Here is an 852-nt window from a genome sequence, read left to right as displayed (position 1 = left end):
AATAAGATTAAATTTGCTCCTATGAAAATACAAGCCAATAAGCTTAGAAAAGTAAAAAATAAAAAGCAGGAATGGGAGCAGGTTATTTTGGGTGGTAAAAAGAAGAAAGATAAAGATAAAGAAAATAAAAAAAACGATAGAGCAAAGCAAATAGAAGCATTAAAGAATAATCGGCAAAAAGGTAATTATGCTGAAATGCAAATGGATAAATATTACAAAGCTAGAGGTTATAAAAGAATCAGCTTAAATCAAGTCAAAGGACTTGATGATAAAATTCATCATGGAATTGATGGAATTTATTATAATCCAAATAAAAATCCAAAATATATCATCGCAGAAGCTAAGTTTGGAACGAGCAAATTAAATAGAAAAACCAAACAAATGAGTGATGGTTGGCTAACAAAGAATGAGCTAAAGCGACTTAAAGACGATGTAGGGGAAGAACATGCTAAAGAAATAAAAAAACTTCTTAATAGTAATGAAGTTAGAAAGGATTTGTTTCATATCGATAAAAAAGGCAATGTAAGCATTAAAGAATTAGATAAAAACGCAAAAACTAAAAACTTAATCGAAAGGATAGAAAATGGTAAGGGATACTAGTAAAGATGAAGCGTATTTTACTGAAAAAATAATAAAATGTGAAAAAGAGATTGAAGAGGATGAAAAAGAACTTTTAGAACTTCCTTTAGGAGATGCAAGAAGGGAAAATTATCTTTTTTATATAGAAGATCAGAAATTTCATAACGCTATGCGTAAATATGCTCGTGGTGATGATATAAAATTAGTTAAAAAAGATTTAGAAGAAGTTATATCAATAATACAAAAAAAACATTCAGAATTTGGATTTGATAT

General features: G+C 27.8%; 1 protein-coding gene and 1 pseudogene. Both read left to right on the top strand.

All coding sequences use genetic code 11. The features are described from left to right. Nucleotides 1-600, top strand: a pseudogene (locus CQA76_RS08915) (hypothetical protein); the annotation flags it as partial. Beyond that, the coding region (locus CQA76_RS08910) for a PoNe immunity protein domain-containing protein (protein ID WP_137623019.1) at nt 584-852 on the top strand (269 nt) is incomplete at its 3' end. The pseudogene CQA76_RS08915 and the gene CQA76_RS08910, both read left to right, overlap by 17 nt.

Origin of the sequence: Campylobacter aviculae (assembly GCF_005406215.1) — a bacterium.
Taxonomy (GTDB): domain Bacteria; phylum Campylobacterota; class Campylobacteria; order Campylobacterales; family Campylobacteraceae; genus Campylobacter_D; species Campylobacter_D aviculae.
This window is presented reverse-complemented; position numbering and strand designations above follow the sequence as displayed.